Below are 17224 nucleotides of genomic sequence, written 5' to 3' on the forward strand. Positions count from 1 at the left end.
GCCCACGGATCCGGGTTCACAGCAGGACGATCGACAAGATGCCGCTGCCGTAGCCGGGGATGTCGACGCGCAGGTCCTCCCGCCGCCCCAGGGTGAGGGTGCTGATCCGCACCTGCGGGTCGAGCGGTGGTCCGGCCGGGTGGACCTGGTGCAGGCGCAGGTGGTCGGCGCCGGGGACGTTGAACGTCGAGGCGGCGATGTTGAGCACCTCGGCGAGGTTCTCCGCGATCGTCTCGGTGAGCCCGCCGTCGCCGATCGCGGCCTCGGCGTCGGCGAGGGGCACCAGGCCGATCGCCGCCCCGGCGCGGGCGGAGAGGGCCAGGTCGCAGGCGATCAGGGCGCTGATGCGCAGGCTGTCGTCGACGTACACGGCGACGGTCGCGGGGGTGTCGGGCCCCGGGGCGAACGGGGGCGAGGGACTCAGCGTGACGTCGCGCCCGAGCAGGTCGGCCAGCAGGTCGCGCAGCTGCTTGGGCTGGGGCAGGTGGACGGCCATGACGCCCCGCTCAGACCACGCCGCGCAGCGCGTCGTCGAAGGCCTCCGGGGTGAACGGCTTGGCGATCAGGAACGCCGCCCCGGCGGACGCGGCGCGCTCCCGCATCTCCTCGGACCCCTCCGAGGTGACGAAGCCGAAGGCGACCGTGGACCCGGACGCGCGCAGCGCGGAGAGGCAGTCGATCCCGTTCATCTCGGGCATGTTCCAGTCGGAGAGGACCAGGTCGGGTGCCTCGGTGCGCACCAGCTCCAGGGCCTGCCGCCCGTTCTCCGCCTCGACGATCTCGTGTCCGCCGTGCCCGGCCTGGCGCAGGGTCCGGATCACGATCTGCCGCATCACCCGGCTGTCGTCGGCGATCAGGATCTTCATCGGGGTCCTCCCTGGGGTACGTGCACGGAGACGCGGACAGGGCCGTCCTGCCAGGCCAGGTCGATCCGGCAGGCGAGGGCCGAGTCGCTGCCGAAGGCCGCTCGGCCGGCAGCGACGGCCGGCAGCGAGAGCGTGCTGGGGCCGGGCATCAGACTCTTGACGTTGCCGCCGACCATGTTGACCAGCTCGCCGACCGCGTCGGCGACATCGCTGTCGGTGGCGGTCTCGTCGTCGGTCAGCGCCAGCATCCGGCCGGTCAGCAGGCGGGCGAGTGCCTCGTCCAGCTCGACCGTGACGACGCCGTGCCAGCCACCGCTGATCGTGGTCGCGGCCGACCAGGCAGCGGCGTCGAACGGCGCGTCCGCGGGCACCGTGCGCGGCCTCAACCCCCCGTCCTCGCCGAGCAGCACCATCCAGACGTCCTCGGTGACCGCGCGGACATCCTCGCTCGCCGGGCTCTCGTGGGCGGCGGCACTCATGCCGGGACCAGCCCGAGCAGCGAGAGCTTGTCGACGATCGCGTCCGGCGTGAACGGCTTGATGACGTACTCGTGCGCACCGGCGGCCAGCGCGCGCACGATCTGTCGCTGCTCGCTCTCGGTCGTCACCATCATCAGCGTGATGTCGCGCCACGCCGGGTTCGCGCGCACCTCGGTGATGAAGGTGTAGCCGTCCATCACCGGCATGTTCCAGTCGACCAGGCACACATCGGGTACGACGCCCGCGCGCAGCTGGTCCAGCGCGTCCTGGCCGTGCTCGGCCTCGCTCGTCTCGAAGTCCAGGCCGGTGACGATGCGGCGCAGGATGCTGCGCATCGCCCGGGAGTCGTCGATGATCATCGCTCGCACGGTCAGGCTCCTGTGCTGGTGAGGGACGGGGTCAGGGAGGTCGCCGCCCGGCGGTAGGCGGGGACCCGCCCGATCTGCTCGCGGCGCCAGGCGGCCGCGAGATCGGCCGGCAGGTCGAGGGTGGTCTCGGAGGAGCCGAGCAGCAGATAGCCGTCGTCGGCCAGCATCGGCAGCATCCGGCGCAGGATGTCGGTCTTGGTGGCCGCGTCGAAGTAGATGAGGACGTTGCGCAGCCAGATCACGTCGAACGACCCGAGCCCGACGTACGGCGCCGCGAGGTTGAGGTGCCTGACCGTGACCCGCTCCCGCAGCCGCTCGGCGATCTCCCACTCGCGTCCGGCGCGGGTGAAGTACCGGACAAGGCTGGTGGCGGGCAGGCCGCGGTTGACCTCGACCTGGCTGTACCGCCCGGCCCGGACCCGCTCCAGCATCGCCGTCGAGATGTCGGTGGCGACGATCTCGTGGCTCCAGCCTTCCGGCAGGTGCTGGTCGAGCAGCATCGCGATCGAGTAGGCCTCCTGCCCGCTGGAGCAGGCCGCGCTCCAGATCCGCAGCCGCCGGGTGATCTGCCGGCGCTCGAGCAGCGCGGGCACCATCGCGTCCGTGAACGCCTGGTACGGCGTGTGGTCGCGGAACCAGCTGGTCTCGTTGATGGTCAGCGCGTCGACCACCTTGCGGCGCTCCTCGGCGTCGAAGGCCAGCCGGCCGACGTACTCCTCCAGGCCCAGGCCGCGGGCGGCGGCGAGCGGGTTGAGCCGGGCCTCGACGAGGTACTCCTTGCCCTCGTCGTACACCATCGACGTCTCGCGCCGCACGAGCGCCGAGACGGAGGCGAAGGCGGTCGGCGTCGTCATGCCCGCTCCATCGGCGTCCCGGTGGGCGACCTGAGCGCTCGGCCGGAGGGCTCAGGCGCACCCTTCGGGCGCCGATGGAGGAGGGCGTGACGCAGATCAGGGTGCTCGTGGTCGACGACTCCGCGGTGGTACGACGACTGGTCACCACCGCGCTGCGGGGGGCGTCCGACATCGAGGTGGCCGGGGTCGCCCGGGACGGCCTGGAGGCCGTGCGGATGGTGGACGAGCTCCGTCCCGACGTCGTCACCCTGGACATCGAGATGCCCCACCTCGACGGCCTCGGTGCACTCACCCGGATCCGCGACAAGCACCCCCGGCTGCCCGTGATCATGTTCTCGACGCTCACCCAGCGCGGCGCGACAGCCACGCTCGACGCGCTGTCCCGAGGCGCCTCGGACTACGTCACCAAGCCGTCCAACACCGGGCAGATCGCCGACGGGATCGCGGCGATCCGCGACCAGCTGGTGCCCCGGATCCGCGCCCTCGCGGGCATCCGGAAGCTCACCCCGGGCACGAGCGTCCCGGTCGTGCGCCGCGAGCGGGCCCGCCCCGTGGTCGCGCCGGTGTCCGCGCTCCTCATCGGCTGCTCCACCGGGGGCCCCGACGCCCTCGCGCGCCTGCTGCCACGGCTGCCGGCCGATCTCGGCGTTCCGGTCCTCGTGGTGCAGCACATGCCTCCGGTCTTCACGTCCCTACTGGCGCAGCGGCTCGACAAGCTCGCGGCGCTCTCCGTCCGCGAAGCCTCCGACGGAGAGCCGGTGCGGGCAGGCGAGGTGCTCATCGCCCCCGGCGACCTCCACCTCCGGCTGCGGCGGTCCGCGCTCGGCGTACGCGTGGGGCTGGACCAGGGCCCGCAGGAGAACTTCTGCCGGCCGGCCGTCGACGTGCTCTTCCGCTCCGCGGTCGACGTGTACGGCGCGGGCGCGCTCGCCGCCGTGCTCACCGGCATGGGCCAGGACGGGCTGGCCGGGGCCAGGGAGCTCGCGGCGACCGGCGCCCGGATCGTCGTCCAGGACGAGGACAGCTCGGTCGTGTGGGGCATGCCCGGCGCGGTCGCCGGTGCCGGGCTCGCCGATGACGTGCTGCCGCTGGACCAGCTGGCCGGCCGGATCGTCGCCACGGTCCGGCGCTCCCGCGCGGCCTGATCCTGCGAGAGAACACGGCCTCGGGCTCAGCCGACCGGGTCAGGCGCTCTCGGCCGTGCGTGGGCTCAGCGCCGCGGTCACGCGGGTGTTGAGGTCGTAGATCAGCGCTCCGCTGGCCTCGTGGTGCCGGTCGACCTTGTCGTGGAGCTGCCGGAGGCCTGTGCGGAGGTCCGCGATGTCGGTCCTGACCTCGTCGCGGAGGGCAGCGATGTCGGTCTTGACCTCAGCGCGGAGGGCTGCCACCTCTCCCTTGAGCTCGTCGCGGACGAGTGCGAGCTCCCGTCGGATCGATGCGTCCTCGCCCTTGAGTTCCGCGCGGAGGTCGGCGATGTCGCCCTTGAGTTCCGCGCGGAGGTCGGCGATGTCGCCCTTGAGCTCGTCGCGAAGGGCGTCCAGCCGGCGGGAGATGGTGACGAGCACGGAGACACCGACGCCGATCATGGTGATGATCGACGCCCAGTCGCCCAGCGTCATGACTCCCACCTCCTCAGTGTGCCGCCCGCCCCTCCGGGAGGCCAGTGAACGCGCACGACGTTAGCCCCGGGCGTCGGCGCCGTCGAGCGATGCCCGTGCTGCCTGTGGACAACCGCGGAGCACCGCGGGGAGATCCCCGACCAGGGAGGGCAAGAGGTTCAGAACCTGGCGGAGAGGCCGTGGGCTGCTGCGCGCCGCCTCGTCGGCGCCCCTCGACCTCCTGCGGCCGATCGGTCGTCGCGAGCCGCCCTGAGCCTGCCCGCCTCAGGCGGTGACGTCGAGATAGACCGGCGTCGGCGGCAGGGTCGTCGCCCGTCCCACCCGGTCGGTGACCTGCTGCTGCCGACGGGTGCCGGCGAGCACGGCGGGGATCGCGGCCATCAGGCGCTGCTGGCGGGCCAGCAGCTGCCGGGCCCGGGGGATCAGCTCGTTCGGGAGCGGGCCCAGGTCCGCCGACGGCAGCCACGGGGCGATCGCCGCGCCGGTCGCGCCGGCCGGGGTGCCCTGCAGCATCCGCTCGGCGTGGTCGGCGTGCGCCTCCAGCCGGTCCAGCGCCTCGGTCCAGGAGCCCGGGCGCTCGGGACCGCTCATGACACCGCCGCCATCGCCGCTTCCCGCCACGTGTCGCACAGCTGTCGCGCGAGGGTCAGCGCCTCGTCGGTCACCTCCACCTGCCGGCGTACGTTCGCCTCGACGAGCCGACCGCGCAGGTAGGCGTAGAGGGCGGCGAGCTGGCTGCCGGCCGGCATCCGCTCGACCACCAGGCTCGCCTCGAGCTCGAGCACGATGTCCTGGGCATGCAGCAGGTCCCGGTGGGCGTCGGGCCACCCGCCGCGCTCCTGCGCGCCGCGGGCCCGCTCGATGTCCAGGACGAGCCGCTCGAGGAGCATCACCAGCAGCCGCGCGGGGGAGGCGGTGGTGATGGCGTTGGAGCGGTACGCCGCGTGGGCGTCCATGGCGTTCATCGGCTTCCTCACTCCTTCGACGCGGTCAGGGCGGAGAGCTGGCTGCTGAGCCAGCTGGACTGGGACTGGAGCTGGGAGAGCGCGGTCTCCAGGGCGGTGTACTGGCGCTCCAGGGTGGTGCGGCGCAGCGCCAGCCGGTCGTCCCAGGCGGCGATGCTGTCGTTGAGGCGCCCGATGGCGGCGGTCTTGCCGTTGACGGCGTTGGTGACCATGCCGTCGTACTTGTCGCTGGCGAGCTTGGCGACCTTCTCGATCCGTGACGCGAAGCCGGAGGCCCCGGTGATGGCGGCGGTCGTCGCGTCGGGGTCGGCCGCGTAGGCCTCGGCGAAGGCCGCCTCGTCGAACGTGAAGCGACCGTACCGGTCCACCTCGATGCCGTACGCCGCCAGGCTGGTGCCGTCGGTGGGGTAGACCGTCTCGGCCAGGCCGGCCGTCACTCCCCGCAGGGTGCTGTCGCCCGACAGGACGCCCGCCTTAGTGGCGTCGGCGTTGTGGGCGGTGGCGGTCCCGATCGCGTCGAGGATGCCGTTGAGGTCGTTGACCAGCGCCTTGACGGCGGCCGAGCGGCTGGTGGCGTCGCGGCTGACGGTGATGTCGGCGCTGCCGGCGGCTGCGGTCCCGAGGGTGATCGTCACACCGGGCGTGATGTCGGCGAAGGTGTTCGTGCCGGAGGTCGCCTCGATGCCCCCGATCGCGACGGCGGCGTCCCGCCCGGCCCGCACGCTCGCGCCGCCCAGGAGCGGGGAGCCGTCGGCGGTGGTGAGCTCGAACGCCGAGTCGGCGCCGGTGGTGGTCGACTCGACCAGCAGGCGGTAGGTGTCGCCACCGCCGCCGGACGAGGTGACCTTCACGAGCGTCGCCCGGACTCCCTCGTCCGCGGCGTTGATGGCCGCCGCGACCTGCTCGAGGGTGCCGCCCGCCGTGGCGATCGTGACGTCGGGCTCGCCGGCCCGCTTGAGGACGACGTCCGTGCCGGCGCCGGTGACGGCGTCGGTCTTGGCGTGGGCGTCGGCGAAGGCGAGCTGGTGGGCGAGGGCGGTCCGGCCGACCGTGACGGAGAAGGCGCCGGGCATCGCGCCGTTCGTCGCCGTCACCGTGACCGCGGAGTTCGAGGAGGTCGCCTTCAGGGCGGACCAGGGGCCGGTCGTCTGTGACGTGCCGGCCAGGGACCCGGACGTGGCGGCGAGCGTGGCCAGCCGGGCGTTGAGCTGCTGGAGCGCGGAGAGCCGGGTCTGCTCGGTCGAGAGCTGACCCTTGAGCTTGAGCTGCGGAGCCGACTCCAGGGTGATGAGCTGGCTGATGATCTCGGCGGTGTTGAGACCGCTGGCCAGGCCGCCGATGCTCGCTGTCGCCATGGAGTCCTCCGGTGGGGTTCAGGAACGGCAGGTGCCGGTGGGGCCGAGGTCCCACCGGCACCTGGTCGTCACAGCGTCGTCGCAGGGGGAGTGCCGAAGGATCAGCCGCGGAGCAGCTGCAGCACGCCGTTGGGGGCGGAGTTCGCCTGGGCGAGCATCGCGGTGCCGGCCTGCGAGAGGATCTGTGCCCGGGTGAAGCTCATCATCTCCGACGCCATGTCGGTGTCGCGGATCCGCGACTCCGACGCCGACAGGTTCTCGATCGCCACGTTGACGTTCGCGATGGTGTGCTCGAACCGGTTCTGGTAGGCACCCAGGTTGGCGCGGGCCGTCGAGACCGCGTTGATCTGGGTGTCGATGGTGTTGATCGCGGCCTGGGCCGACGCGTGGCTGGCGAAGCTCAGGCCACCGGCGGTGGCGGCGCCGTTGTCGACCCCGGTGCCGGGGTCGGTGGCGACGTCGACGGTCAGGCCGTTCTTGGACGACACGACCAGCTTGTTGTTGTTGTCGACCGAGGCGCTGAAGCTCGCGGAGAACGCGGTGTCCTCGTTGAGGGCGTCCGCGACCTGCTGCGTGGTGGTGTAGGTGCCGGCCGCGCCGAGGGTGACGGTCGCGGTGTCGGTGGTCGTGCCGTCGGTGGCCGAGAAGGCCATCGCGCCGGTGACGGCGGTCGGGGTCAGCACCTCGAACGTCGCGCCCGCGCTGCCGAGGTTGTTGGCGATGGAGACGACGTTGACGCTCGACAGGTTGACGGCGATGTTGCTGTTGGCGTCGCCGTCCGCCCCCACCTGGAAGTTCAGCGTGCCCGCGCTGCCGTCGAGCAGCTTGGTGCCGTTGAAGTTGGTCGAGTTGCCGATCCGGGTCAGCTCGCTGGTGAGCTGGTCCGCCTCCGCCTTGATGTTGGCCCGCGCGTCGGCGTTGTTGCTGTCGCTCGACGCCTGCACCGCGAGGTCGCGCATGCGCTGCAGGATGGAGTGCACCTCGGTGAGTGCGCCTTCCGTCGTCTGGACCACGGAGATGCCGTCCTGCGCGTTGCGGACGGCGACCTTGAGACCACCGACCTGCGAGCGCAGGCCCTCGGAGATGGCCAGACCGGCGGCGTCGTCGGCGGCCCGGTTGATCCGGAAGCCGGACGACAGCTTCTCCATCGACTTCGAGAGCTGCCCCTGCGTCACCGACAGGTTGCGGTAGGCGTTGGTGGCCTCGATGTTCTGGTTGATGCGAAGACCCATGGTGTTTCCCTCCTGGAATCAGGTCACTTGCGTTGGCCGGGGACCGTCCGTGGTCGCCCGTCGGGGTGGTGATCGGTACGCCGAGCGCCGGGTTGAGCGGTTTTGCGGCTCTGGTCGGGCGCGGGTCAGCCGACGGCGTCGAGGGTGCGCACGCCGCGCCGCGTCCCGGCGGCATGCCGGGCGGCGACGGCCGCGAAGTAGGACTCGCGGCGGCGCTGGGCGACGCCACCGGACTTGCCGGCCTGCCGGACGAGGGAAGGCTCCAGCTCGTGGTTGAGCGCGTCGCGGAGCAGGGAGAGTGCCTCCGCCCGCATCTGGGAGATCCGGGAGTCGGTCACCCCCAGGTCGGCCGCGATGTCGGCCATCGGCCGCTCGGCGAAGAAGTAGTCCTCCACCACGACCCGCAGCCGGTCGGGGAGCTCAGCGATCGCCTCGCGGAGGTAGGTGAGCCGCTCGCCGTGCTCGACCAGGTCCTCGGGGGAGGGCGCTCGGGTCGGCACGAGCTCCTCGATGGGAGTGGTGCTCGAGCCCTGCAACGACAGGACCTGCGCCCGGGACACGTCGTCGTCGTTGGCGGCGACCTCCTCCTCGGTCAGGCCGGTGGCGCGGGCGACCTCGGCGAGGGTGGGGGTGCGGCCGAGGACGACGCACAGCTGGTTGCGGGTCTCGGCGAGATCGCGGGCCCGGCGGCGCACGGAGCGGGAGGCCCAGTCGACCGAGCGGAGCTCGTCCAGCAGAGCGCCGCGGATCCGCGTGGCGGCGTACCTGTCGAACGGGACGCCGCGGCTCTCGTCGAAGGCGCGGGCCGCCAGGACCAGGGCGATGAGTCCCGCGGAGGTGAGGTCGTCGCGGTTGACATGGGAGGGCACCCGGCCCATCGTCTCTCGCACGATGTGCCCCACCAGCGGCATGTGGCTGGTGATCAGCTCGTCCGTACCCGCGGCGGCGGCTGGCTGGTTCGCGTTCACGGCACGACATTCCGCCGAGTTGCCAAGATCGCGCAGCGCAATGTGACTCTACGGGCCGCTCGGTCTGGCAAATGGGGACCGAGGTCCCGGGTGCCTCTGGTCACCATGGCAGCCACGGACTGACCGTTCGACGGCTTGCCTCGCGGGAAACCTCTCAGATCCGGCCCGCGCCGGGCGATGAGAGGGCACGGATGTCCCCGCGGATCGGGGCGGGCCAGAGAGGTCGGAGAGGTCGGAATCGTCGTGGTCGACACAGACACACCAGGCATGGACAACCTGTCGCAGGTCCTCTGGCGGGAGCGGGAGATGCTCGAGGCCCTCGCCTATCGGCTCGAGGTCGAGCGGCTGGTGCTCGCCAGCGGCCGCACCCGGTGGCTGGTCAACGCCACGCGGGACATCGAGGACCTGATCGACGACCTGCGGGCCACCGAGGTGTTGCGCGCCGCAGCGGCCGACGAGGCCGCCGTCACGCTCGGACTGACGCCCAACCCGTCGCTCGCCGCGCTGGCCGAGGCCGCCTCCGACCCGTGGGCCGGCATCCTGCGTGACCACCGCGACGCGCTGATCGACCTCGCCCGCGACATCGCGGAGACCTCGGAGGACGCCAAGGGCCTGCTCACCGCCGGCTACCGCTCGGCCCGCGAGACCCTGCTCGCGATCGGAGGCACCACGACCGCGAGCTACACGCACGCCGGGACCGTCGTCGCCGACGCGCCCCGTCACCACCTCGTGGACCGGAGCCTGTGATGGCGGGCTCGTTCGGCTCGATCAGCACCGCCCTCTCCGCGCTGCGCTACAACCAGGTCGCGCTCGACGTGGCGGGCAACAACATCGCCAACGCCACCACCGACGGCTACGTACGCCGTCGCGTCGTCGGCGCGTCCGTGAGCAGCGCGCAGCCGGCGATGTGGTCGCGGTACGACGGCCACGGCGAGGGCGTCTCTGTCGGCGAGGTCCGCCGGATGACCGACCCGCTCCTCGACTCGCGGGTGCGCCGCGAGCACGGACTGCTGTCCTACCTGTCGACGACCCGGACGATCCTCGCCCGGGTCGAGGAGGGCGTCGGCGAGCCTGGCCCGAACGGCGTCCACGCCGCGATGCTCGACTTCCGCGACGTCTGGCAGGACCTCTCCCTCGACCCCGGCGGCCTCGCCGCCCGCCAGCAGGTGATCGGCAGCGCGGAGACCCTGGCCCAGGCGCTGCGGACCCAGGCCGGCAACGTCGCCCGGGAGGAGGCGGACCAGCGGGTCAACGCCGTCAACCTGGTCAGCGAGATCAACTCCGCCGCGAAGGGGCTGGCGGCCCTCAACCACGACATCCTCGTGACCGAGCAGAACGGCACCGACGCCGGCACCCTGCGCGACCGTCGCGACCAGCTCGCCCTCGAGCTCGCCGAGCTCGCCGGCGGCGTCACCACGGTCCAGGCGGACGGCCAGTTCACCGTGACGGTCGGCGGCGCAGCTCTCGTCCAGGGCAAGGAGGCCGGCACCTTCGTCCTCGCCTCCGGGATCACCCCGACCGGCGACGCCGACGGCTCTCCGCTCACCTACCGCATCGACAACGCGTCGGGCAGCACCGTGCTCCCCACCGGCGCGGCCGGCCCGGGGGGCGAGCTCGGGGCGGTCACCGAGGTGCTCACGAACCGGCTGCCGGCGTACCGGGCCGGGCTGGACGCGGTCGCCGCGGACCTGGCGTCGGCCCTCAACGCCCAGCAGGCGGCGGGGTACGACGCCACCGGCGCGCCCGGTGCCCCGCTGTTCACCTACGACCCCCTCGTCGGCGCGGCCGGCCTCCAGGTCGCGATCTCGGACCCCGACCTGATCGCCGCGTCCAGCCTGCCCGGCGGCGCCCTGGACGGCGGCAACGCCGACCTGGCCAGCCGGGTCGGTACCTATCCCGAGGGGTACCAGCGCCTCGTCAACGGTCTGGGGACCCAGGTCTCCGCCCTCGAGCGCCAGAGCGCCAACCAGGCCTCGTTGGCCGGATCGCTGGACGACGCCCGCGAACAGCTGGCCGGCATCAGTCTCGACGAGGAGACGGTCAACATGGTCGCCGCCCAGCGTGCCTACGAGGCCGCCGCGCGCCTGCTGACCACCCTCGACGGCGTACTCGACACCCTGATCAACCGCACCGGCCTCGTCGGCCGCTGACCGGAAGCGACGGACACTGATGGCGATCGGACGCGTCACCCAGCGGATGATGACCGAGGGCTCGCTGGCCAACCTGCAGCGCAGCCTCGGCCAGATGGCCGCCCTGCAGGAGCAGCTCTCCACCGGCCGGGTGATCAACCGGCCCTCCGACAACCCGACCGGCACCACCGCCGCGATGCGGATCCGCACGTCGGTGGCCGACCAGGCGCAGTACACCCGCAACGCCCGCGACGGGCTGGGGTGGCTGAGCCAGGTCGACAGCACCCTCGACTCCGCCACCAGTGCGGTACGGCGGGCGCGGGACCTCGCGCTCCAGGGCGCCAACACCGGTGCCATGGGCCAGCAGGCCCGCGACGCGCTCGCGATCGAGGTCGAGGGGGTCCGCGACCAGCTGCTGGGCCAGGCCAACGCGCGCTATCTCGAGCGGCCGATCTTCGGCGGCGTGACCTCCGGCGGCCAGGCCTACGACGCGGCGGGGACCTGGGTCGGCGTGGCCGGTGCGGTCAACCGGCGGGTCGCCGACGACGTGGTGGTCCAGGTCGACGTCGACGGCCGCACGGTCTTCGGGGACGGCGCGTCCTCGGTCTTCGCGGAGCTCGACGCGCTCGCCACGGCGCTGCGGTCCGGTGACAGTGCGGGCATCACCGCGTCGATCGACGTGCTCCGGGCGCGGGAGAACACCGTCGTCGGGGCCCGCGCCGCGGCCGGCACCCGGCACCAGCGCATCGAGCTGTCCGCGCAGGCCGCCGACGACACCAAGACCTCGTTGTCCAACCACCTCAGCACCATCGAGAACGCCGACCTCGCCGAGACCACCGTGCACCTCAAGCTGCAGGAGGTCGCCTACCAAGCGGCCCTCGGCGCGACCTCGCGCGTCCTGCAGCCCAGTCTGCTGGACTTCCTGCGATGACGGACGGGCTCACGATGGCGAACGGGCCTGCGATGATGGGCCGCATGGACCTCCCCGTCATCGAGCTGGCACGTCCGATGCCCGGATTCCCCGACGATGCGCGGTTCGCGCTGGTCCGCCTCGACGACGACGGCCTGCTGCACGGCTTCCGCTCGCTCGACAGCCAGGACCTGCAGTTCGTCGTGGTCCCGCCGGCGCCGTTCTACCCCGACTACACGCTCGACCTCGACGACGACACCGTGACGGAGCTCGGCATCGACGAGGCCGGCGCGGCCGACGTGCTCCTGCTGCTCGTGGTCCGGGCCGGCGCCAGCCTGGCCGACACCACGGTCAACCTCCGGGCCCCGCTCGTGGTCAATCCGGCGACCCGCCGCGCCAGCCAGGTGATCCTCGACGACGCGGACCTGCCACTCGCCGCGCCGCTCGTGTCCTGACGCGCTAACCTCGCCACGTGCTGGTTCTCTCGCGTCGCATCGGCGAAAGCGTCGTCATCGGCGCAGACTCACCCGAGGCCGTCACCGTGACCGTCCTCGAGGTCCGCGGCGACGTCGTCCGGATCGGCATCGCCGCCCCGCGCTCCGTCGCCGTCCACCGGGCCGAGCTGCTCGCCGAGCTCGCCGACGCCAACGCCGACGCCGCCTCGCCCTCGGACTCCGCCGTCGCCTCGCTCAGCGAGGCCCTCCGCTCCCGCGGCTGAGCGCCGGCCCGGGACTACATCCCAACTCGCTCCACTCGGCTCACGCCCGTCCGCGCCGGGCCGATCGGCAGGTTGAGCGACCCGCGCCCGGTGCGGGTCGCCCGCCTGGGAGGGGACGGATGGACGACGACGCCGAGATCATCGCGGAATTCCTCGTGGAGTCCCACGAGAACCTCGATCAGCTCGACCGCGACCTCGTCGAGCTCGAACGGGAGCCGGGGTCGCGCGAGCGCCTGTCGAGCATCTTCCGCACGATCCACACGATCAAGGGCACCAGTGGCTTCCTGGCCCTCAACCGGCTGGAGCAGCTGACCCATGTCGGGGAGACGCTGCTCTCGCGGCTGCGGGACGGCGAGGTCGTCATGACGCCGCCGATCGCCGAGGGCCTGCTCTCGATGGTCGACACCGTGCGCGCCCTGCTCGACGGGATCGAGCGGACCGGCCGCGACACCGACCCCGCGATCGCCGTCGACCCCGTCGTCGCCGTCCTCGAGGCACTCCTGGCCGCCGACCCGGTCGCCGAGGAGCCGGTCGTGCCCCCGCCCGCTCCCGAGCCCGCCCCCGAGCCCGCCTCCGAACCCGCCCTGGAACGGGAGCCGGAGCCGGTCCCCGGGCCGGAGCCGGAGGAGCCCGGCGAGCGCCGTACCGTCGTCGACTCCTCGGTCCGCGTCGACGTCGACCTCCTCGACGATCTCGTCGACCTGGTCGGCGAGCTGGTGCTGACCCGCAACCAGCTGCTGCAGCGCAGCCTCGGCTCCGCGGACGCCGAGCTGGTCCGCGCCAGCCAGCGGCTGGACCTGGTGGCCAGCGAGCTGCAGGAGTCGATCATGAAGACCCGCATGCAGCCGATCGGTCAGATCTGGTCGAAGCTGCCGCGGGTCGTCCGCGACCTGTCCCACCAGCTCGGCCGCGAGGTCGAGCTGATGATGGAGGGCCACGAGACCGAGCTCGACCGCAGCCTGCTGGAGGCGGTCAAGGACCCACTGACCCACCTGGTCCGCAACTCGCTCGACCACGGCATCGAGCCCCCCGACGTACGCCGCGCTGCCGGCAAGGAACCGAAGGGCACGCTCAGCCTGCGGGCCTATCACGAGTCCGGCCAGGTGGTCGTCGAGATCGCCGACGACGGCAAGGGCATCGATCCCGCCACGATCGGCGCGGTCGCCGTCGACCGGGGCGTCGTCACCCGCGACCAGCTCGCCCGGATGGAGGCGCGCGACGTGCTCGGGCTGATCTTCCGGCCCGGCTTCTCGACGGCTGCCGCGGTGTCCAACATCTCCGGCCGCGGCGTCGGCATGGACGTGGTGCGCACCAACATCGAGCGGATCGGCGGCAGCGTCGACGTCGCCTCCGAGCCCGGCCGCGGTACGACGACCCGGGTCCGGATCCCGCTCACGCTCGCGATCATCCCCGCGCTCGTGGTCGGCGAGGGCGGCGAGCGCTACGCCATCCCGCAGGCCAACCTGGTCGAGCTGGTCCGGATCGAGGGTGACGACCTGAGCCGCCAGGTCGAGGACCTCGCCGGCGCCCCGGTGCTCCGGCTCCGTGGCCGGCTGCTCCCGCTGGTGTCCCTCGCCGAGACGCTGGGCGGGTCGTCGTCCGGCGACGAGGCGCTCACGGTCGTCGTCCTGCAGTCCGACGACGTGCGCTTCGGCCTCTGCGTCTCCGAGGTGCACGACACCCAGGAGATCGTGGTCAAGCCGATCGGGCGCCAGCTCAAGGCCCTGAGCATGTACGCCGGCGCGACGATCATGGGCGACGGCCGGGTGGCGCTCATCCTCGACGTCGCCGGCATCGCCGCGACGGTCGGCGTCGGCGCGACCCAGCAGGAGCCCGCCGACCGCGCTGCCGGCGGCGCCGACGACCGCACCGCGCTGCTGGTCCTGGAGGTCGCCGACGGCCGTCGCGCGGCGCTGCCGCTGGCCGCGGTCGCACGGCTCGAGGAGTTCGGCCGCGACCGGGTCGAGCGCAGCGGCACGGCCGAGGTGGTGCAGTACCGCGACGGGATCCTCCCGCTCGTGCGGCTCGCCGCGGCGATCGGCCTGCCCGACACCAGCGACCAGGGGGACCAGATCAGCGTCGTGGTGCACGAGAGCGGCGATGCGACGGGCGCCGTCGGCATCGTGATCGACCGGGTGCTCGACGTGGTCGAGGTCGTGGTCGACGCGAGCGAGGTCGGCCGTCGTACCGGCGTCACCGGCAGCGCCGTCGTCCAGGACCGGGTCACCGACCTCGTCGACCTCGACGCGGTCGTACGGCGCTCCGGGGTGCCGGCGTGAGCACCCGCGTGCACACCGGCGGGAGCCCGGGCACGACGACCCGGACCTCCGAGCAGTACTGCACGTTCTGGGTGGCCGGCCTGTTCTTCGGCGTCGCCGTCGACGAGGTGCAGGAGGTGCTGCGGCTGCAGCCGATGACACCCGTGCCGCGGGCCGACCGCGCGGTCACCGGCCTGATCAACCTGCGCGGCCAGATCGTGACCGCGGTCGACCTGCGGGTGCGTCTCGGGCTGCCCGACCGGTCCGGCGACGAGCTCCCCATGAACGTGATCGTCCGCAGCCGCGGTGAGGTGGTCAGCCTCCTCGTCGACGACATCGGGGACGTCATCGACACGGCCGGCGTCGACCTGCAGCCGGCGCCGACCACCATGCCTCGGGGCGTGCAGGACGTCGTCCGCGGCGTCCGTCCTCTGCCTGAATCCATCCTGCTCGTCCTCGACGCCGACCGCGCGGTCGATGTGGCGACCACACCCGACAACCCCGGAGGTACCCCATGACCGAGATCCTGGAGGCGCCGGCCAACGGCACCGCCCCCACGAAGGCGAAGGCGACGCCCGCCAAGTCGACGACACCGACGACACCGAGGGGGGCGACCGGGTCGACGGCGCCCGACGCCTCGGCCTTCGCCCTGTCGATGATGGAGAACTCCCCGACGAACATGATGTTCGCCGATCGCGACTTCGTCATCCGCTACATGAACCCGGCGTCGCTGCGGACGCTGCGCAGCCTCGAGAACGTGCTGCCGGTCCGGGCCGACGACGTGGTCGGGTCCAGCCTCGACGTCTTCCACAAGAACCCCGCCTACCAGCGGGGCCTGCTGGCGACCGCCGAGCACCTGCCGCGCCGGGCGGACATCCAGGTCGGCGACCAGACGCTCGATCTCCTGGTCAGCGCGATCACCGATGCCGCCGGCGAGTACGTCGGGGCGATGGCGACCTGGGAGGTCGTCACGGACCGGCTGCGGGTCGAGCGCGAGCGGGCCGAGGCCGCGGCCGACACCTCGGCGGTCAACAAGGTGCTCTCCGGCCTCGGCGCCGCGACCGAGGTCGACACCGCCATCCAGATCGCGCTCGACACGGTGCGCGGCGAGTTCGGCTGGGCATACGGCTCCTACTGGACGGTCGACCCCGCGGACCGGCTGCTGAAGTTCGACCGCGAGTCCGGCGACGCCGGACCGGAGTTCCGCCAGGTCACCCTGCAGGCCTCGTTCGCCGAGGGCATCGGCCTGTCCGGCCGGGCGTGGGCGCAGCGCGACCTCTACTTCACGCGCGACATCGGCGAGATGACCGACTGCGTCCGGGCTCCGGTGGCCCAGCGGGTCGGCGTGAAGTCGGGCATCTGCTTCCCGGTGATCCTCGACGGCGAGGTCGTCGGCACCATGGACTTCTTCGCCTCCGAGACCCTCGAGCCGAGCGTCCAGCGCCTCGACGCGCTGCGGAACGTCGGCCGGCTCGTCTCGCACACCCTGGCGCGGATCCAGCGCGAGGCGGCGGACCGGGAGGCGGCCGCCGTCCTCGCCGGCAAGGTCGCGCAGATCCTCGACGTCGTCTCCGCGGCCGCCGCGGGCGACCTGACCCGCGACCTGGACATCGAGGGTGACGACGCGGTCGGCCAGGTCGCCGAGGGGCTGCGCACGCTGATGTCGACCCTCCGCTCGAGCATGGGCAACATCAGCGGTGCCGCCGAGACGCTGGGCGCTGCCGCCAACCAGCTCACGTCCCTGGCCGAGGGCATGGGCGAAGGGGCCTCGACGACCTCCGACCGGGCGGCCTCCGCCTCGAGCGCGTCGGTCCAGGTGTCCGCCTCCATCCAGACCGTCGCCACCGCGGCGGAGGAGATGACCGCCTCCATCCGCGAGATCGCCAAGAACGCCACCGAGGCCGCGACCGTCGCCACCGACGCCGTCACCGTCGCCTCCGAGGCCCAGGGCACGGTCGCCTCCCTCGGCGAGTCCTCCGCCGAGATCGGCCAGGTCATCAAGGTGATCACCTCGATCGCCCAGCAGACCAACCTGCTCGCTCTCAACGCCACCATCGAGGCGGCTCGGGCCGGCGACGCCGGCAAGGGATTCGCGGTCGTGGCCAACGAGGTCAAGGAGCTCGCGAAGGAGACCGCCAAGGCCACCGAGGAGATCGGTCAGAAGATCGAGGCCATCCAGAGCGACACGCAGGGCGCGGTGTCCGCCATCAGCCGGATCGCCGACGTCATCGCCCGGATCAACGACATCCAGTCGACGATCGCCTCCGCGGTGGAGGAGCAGACCGCCACCACCAACGAGATCGCGCGCTCGGTCACCGAGGCCGCCGCCGGCGCCAACGGCATCGCCGAGGACGTCACCCAGGTCGCCACCGCCGCGGCCGACACCCGGGAGGGCGCCGAGAACACGCTGGCCTCCGCCACGGGGCTCACCGGCGTCGCCACGGAGCTGCGGGACATGGTGGGTCGCTTCCAGCTCTGAGCGCGGCGGGGCAGGGTGCAGGAA

Annotated in this window: 20 protein-coding genes; 9 read left to right on the top strand and 11 right to left on the bottom strand. The window is 72.6% G+C overall.

Features of this window, described 5'->3' with window-relative positions; genetic code table 11:
- Positions 1-16: 16 nt before the first annotated feature.
- From RB608_RS07860 to RB608_RS07880, 5 genes are read right to left on the bottom strand one after another with little or no spacing between them, the layout of a single operon-like run.
- Positions 17-496 carry a hypothetical protein gene (locus RB608_RS07860; RefSeq protein WP_308087252.1) on the bottom strand — a complete coding sequence of 160 codons (480 nt, stop codon included), beginning with the start codon at positions 494-496 and terminating at the stop codon, positions 17-19.
- 10 nt (positions 497-506) lie between these two features.
- Positions 507-866: a response regulator gene (locus RB608_RS07865; RefSeq protein ID WP_308087253.1), complete on the bottom strand. Its 360-nt coding sequence runs from the start codon at positions 864-866 to the stop codon at positions 507-509.
- On the bottom strand, positions 863-1345 hold the full coding sequence (locus tag RB608_RS07870; RefSeq protein WP_308087254.1) for a chemotaxis protein CheX: 483 nt from the start codon (positions 1343-1345) through the stop codon (positions 863-865). The genes RB608_RS07865 and RB608_RS07870 overlap by 4 nt, the downstream gene beginning before the upstream one ends.
- On the bottom strand, positions 1342-1704 hold the full coding sequence (locus RB608_RS07875) for a response regulator (RefSeq protein ID WP_308087485.1): 363 nt from the start codon (positions 1702-1704) through the stop codon (positions 1342-1344). The genes RB608_RS07870 and RB608_RS07875 overlap by 4 nt, the downstream gene beginning before the upstream one ends.
- 11 nt (positions 1705-1715) lie before the next feature.
- Positions 1716-2567, bottom strand: a complete 852-nt coding sequence (locus RB608_RS07880) for a protein-glutamate O-methyltransferase CheR (protein ID WP_308087255.1) — start codon at positions 2565-2567, stop codon at positions 1716-1718.
- An 86-nt stretch (positions 2568-2653) separates the two neighbouring features.
- Between RB608_RS07880 and RB608_RS07885 the strand changes: the two genes are divergently transcribed.
- Positions 2654-3712: a chemotaxis response regulator protein-glutamate methylesterase gene (locus RB608_RS07885; RefSeq protein ID WP_308087256.1), complete on the top strand. Its 1059-nt coding sequence runs from the start codon at positions 2654-2656 to the stop codon at positions 3710-3712.
- 39 nt (positions 3713-3751) lie between these two features.
- Here RB608_RS07885 and RB608_RS07890 read toward each other — a convergent pair whose 3' ends face one another.
- From RB608_RS07890 to RB608_RS07915, 6 genes are all read right to left on the bottom strand, one after another.
- Positions 3752-4186, bottom strand: a complete 435-nt coding sequence (locus tag RB608_RS07890; RefSeq protein WP_308087257.1) for a hypothetical protein — start codon at positions 4184-4186, stop codon at positions 3752-3754.
- Positions 4187-4450: 264 nt separating this feature from the next.
- A complete protein-coding gene (locus tag RB608_RS07895; protein WP_308087258.1) occupies positions 4451-4777 on the bottom strand; it encodes a hypothetical protein in 327 nt (108 codons plus the stop codon).
- On the bottom strand, positions 4774-5151 hold the full coding sequence (gene fliS, locus RB608_RS07900) for a flagellar export chaperone FliS (protein ID WP_308087259.1): 378 nt from the start codon (positions 5149-5151) through the stop codon (positions 4774-4776). The genes RB608_RS07895 and fliS overlap by 4 nt, the downstream gene beginning before the upstream one ends.
- Positions 5152-5159: 8 nt before the next feature.
- Positions 5160-6506 (bottom strand): flagellar filament capping protein FliD, encoded by a 1347-nt coding sequence (fliD, locus tag RB608_RS07905; protein WP_308087260.1) that lies wholly within the window; start codon positions 6504-6506, stop codon positions 5160-5162.
- A 101-nt stretch (positions 6507-6607) separates the two neighbouring features.
- The gene (locus RB608_RS07910; RefSeq protein WP_308087261.1) at positions 6608-7738 is read right to left on the bottom strand and encodes a flagellin; all 1131 of its coding nucleotides are present in this window, start codon (positions 7736-7738) and stop codon (positions 6608-6610) included.
- A gap of 125 nt (positions 7739-7863) precedes the next feature.
- The gene (locus tag RB608_RS07915) at positions 7864-8706 is read right to left on the bottom strand and encodes a sigma-70 family RNA polymerase sigma factor (RefSeq protein ID WP_308087262.1); all 843 of its coding nucleotides are present in this window, start codon (positions 8704-8706) and stop codon (positions 7864-7866) included.
- A gap of 267 nt (positions 8707-8973) precedes the next feature.
- On the opposite strand from RB608_RS07915, the gene flgN reads away from it, so the two are divergent.
- The 8 genes from flgN (at position 8974) to RB608_RS07955 (ending at position 17200) form a co-directional block, all read left to right on the top strand.
- Positions 8974-9453 carry a flagellar export chaperone FlgN gene (gene flgN, locus RB608_RS07920; protein ID WP_308087263.1) on the top strand — a complete coding sequence of 160 codons (480 nt, stop codon included), beginning with the start codon at positions 8974-8976 and terminating at the stop codon, positions 9451-9453.
- Positions 9453-10856 (top strand): flagellar hook-associated protein FlgK, encoded by a 1404-nt coding sequence (gene flgK / locus RB608_RS07925; protein WP_308087264.1) that lies wholly within the window; start codon positions 9453-9455, stop codon positions 10854-10856. Before flgN ends, flgK begins: the two co-directional genes overlap by 1 nt.
- A gap of 19 nt (positions 10857-10875) precedes the next feature.
- Entirely contained in the window at positions 10876-11766 is an 891-nt protein-coding gene (gene flgL / locus RB608_RS07930) for a flagellar hook-associated protein FlgL (protein ID WP_308087265.1), read from the top strand.
- A 44-nt stretch (positions 11767-11810) separates the two neighbouring features.
- The gene (gene fliW / locus RB608_RS07935) at positions 11811-12200 is read left to right on the top strand and encodes a flagellar assembly protein FliW (protein WP_308087266.1); all 390 of its coding nucleotides are present in this window, start codon (positions 11811-11813) and stop codon (positions 12198-12200) included.
- A 17-nt stretch (positions 12201-12217) separates the two neighbouring features.
- Positions 12218-12463 carry a carbon storage regulator CsrA gene (csrA, locus tag RB608_RS07940; RefSeq protein ID WP_308087267.1) on the top strand — a complete coding sequence of 82 codons (246 nt, stop codon included), beginning with the start codon at positions 12218-12220 and terminating at the stop codon, positions 12461-12463.
- Between the two features lie 119 nt (positions 12464-12582).
- Positions 12583-14742: a chemotaxis protein CheA gene (locus RB608_RS07945; protein ID WP_308087268.1), complete on the top strand. Its 2160-nt coding sequence runs from the start codon at positions 12583-12585 to the stop codon at positions 14740-14742.
- Entirely contained in the window at positions 14739-15239 is a 501-nt protein-coding gene (locus RB608_RS07950; protein ID WP_308087269.1) for a chemotaxis protein CheW, read from the top strand. Before RB608_RS07945 ends, RB608_RS07950 begins: the two co-directional genes overlap by 4 nt.
- Positions 15236-17200: a methyl-accepting chemotaxis protein gene (locus tag RB608_RS07955; protein ID WP_308087270.1), complete on the top strand. Its 1965-nt coding sequence runs from the start codon at positions 15236-15238 to the stop codon at positions 17198-17200. Before RB608_RS07950 ends, RB608_RS07955 begins: the two co-directional genes overlap by 4 nt.
- The last annotated feature ends 24 nt before the right edge of the window (positions 17201-17224 follow it).

The organism is Nocardioides sp. LHD-245 (assembly GCF_030929495.1).
Lineage (GTDB): Bacteria > Actinomycetota > Actinomycetes > Propionibacteriales > Nocardioidaceae > Nocardioides.

Coding starts and splice junctions, on each gene's coding strand:
- flgK (WP_308087264.1), top strand. CDS start 9,453: ATGGCGGGCTCGTTCGGCTCGATCAGCACCGCCCTCTCCGCGCTGCGC.
- RB608_RS07860 (WP_308087252.1), bottom strand. CDS start 496: ATGGCCGTCCACCTGCCCCAGCCCAAGCAGCTGCGCGACCTGCTGGCC.
- RB608_RS07865 (WP_308087253.1), bottom strand. CDS start 866: ATGAAGATCCTGATCGCCGACGACAGCCGGGTGATGCGGCAGATCGTG.
- RB608_RS07910 (WP_308087261.1), bottom strand. CDS start 7,738: ATGGGTCTTCGCATCAACCAGAACATCGAGGCCACCAACGCCTACCGC.
- fliW (WP_308087266.1), top strand. CDS start 11,811: ATGGACCTCCCCGTCATCGAGCTGGCACGTCCGATGCCCGGATTCCCC.
- RB608_RS07875 (WP_308087485.1), bottom strand. CDS start 1,704: ATGATCATCGACGACTCCCGGGCGATGCGCAGCATCCTGCGCCGCATC.
- flgL (WP_308087265.1), top strand. CDS start 10,876: ATGGCGATCGGACGCGTCACCCAGCGGATGATGACCGAGGGCTCGCTG.
- RB608_RS07945 (WP_308087268.1), top strand. CDS start 12,583: ATGGACGACGACGCCGAGATCATCGCGGAATTCCTCGTGGAGTCCCAC.
- fliD (WP_308087260.1), bottom strand. CDS start 6,506: ATGGCGACAGCGAGCATCGGCGGCCTGGCCAGCGGTCTCAACACCGCC.
- fliS (WP_308087259.1), bottom strand. CDS start 5,151: ATGAACGCCATGGACGCCCACGCGGCGTACCGCTCCAACGCCATCACC.
- RB608_RS07880 (WP_308087255.1), bottom strand. CDS start 2,567: ATGACGACGCCGACCGCCTTCGCCTCCGTCTCGGCGCTCGTGCGGCGC.
- RB608_RS07895 (WP_308087258.1), bottom strand. CDS start 4,777: ATGAGCGGTCCCGAGCGCCCGGGCTCCTGGACCGAGGCGCTGGACCGG.
- RB608_RS07870 (WP_308087254.1), bottom strand. CDS start 1,345: ATGAGTGCCGCCGCCCACGAGAGCCCGGCGAGCGAGGATGTCCGCGCG.
- RB608_RS07890 (WP_308087257.1), bottom strand. CDS start 4,186: ATGACGCTGGGCGACTGGGCGTCGATCATCACCATGATCGGCGTCGGT.
- RB608_RS07955 (WP_308087270.1), top strand. CDS start 15,236: ATGACCGAGATCCTGGAGGCGCCGGCCAACGGCACCGCCCCCACGAAG.
- flgN (WP_308087263.1), top strand. CDS start 8,974: ATGGACAACCTGTCGCAGGTCCTCTGGCGGGAGCGGGAGATGCTCGAG.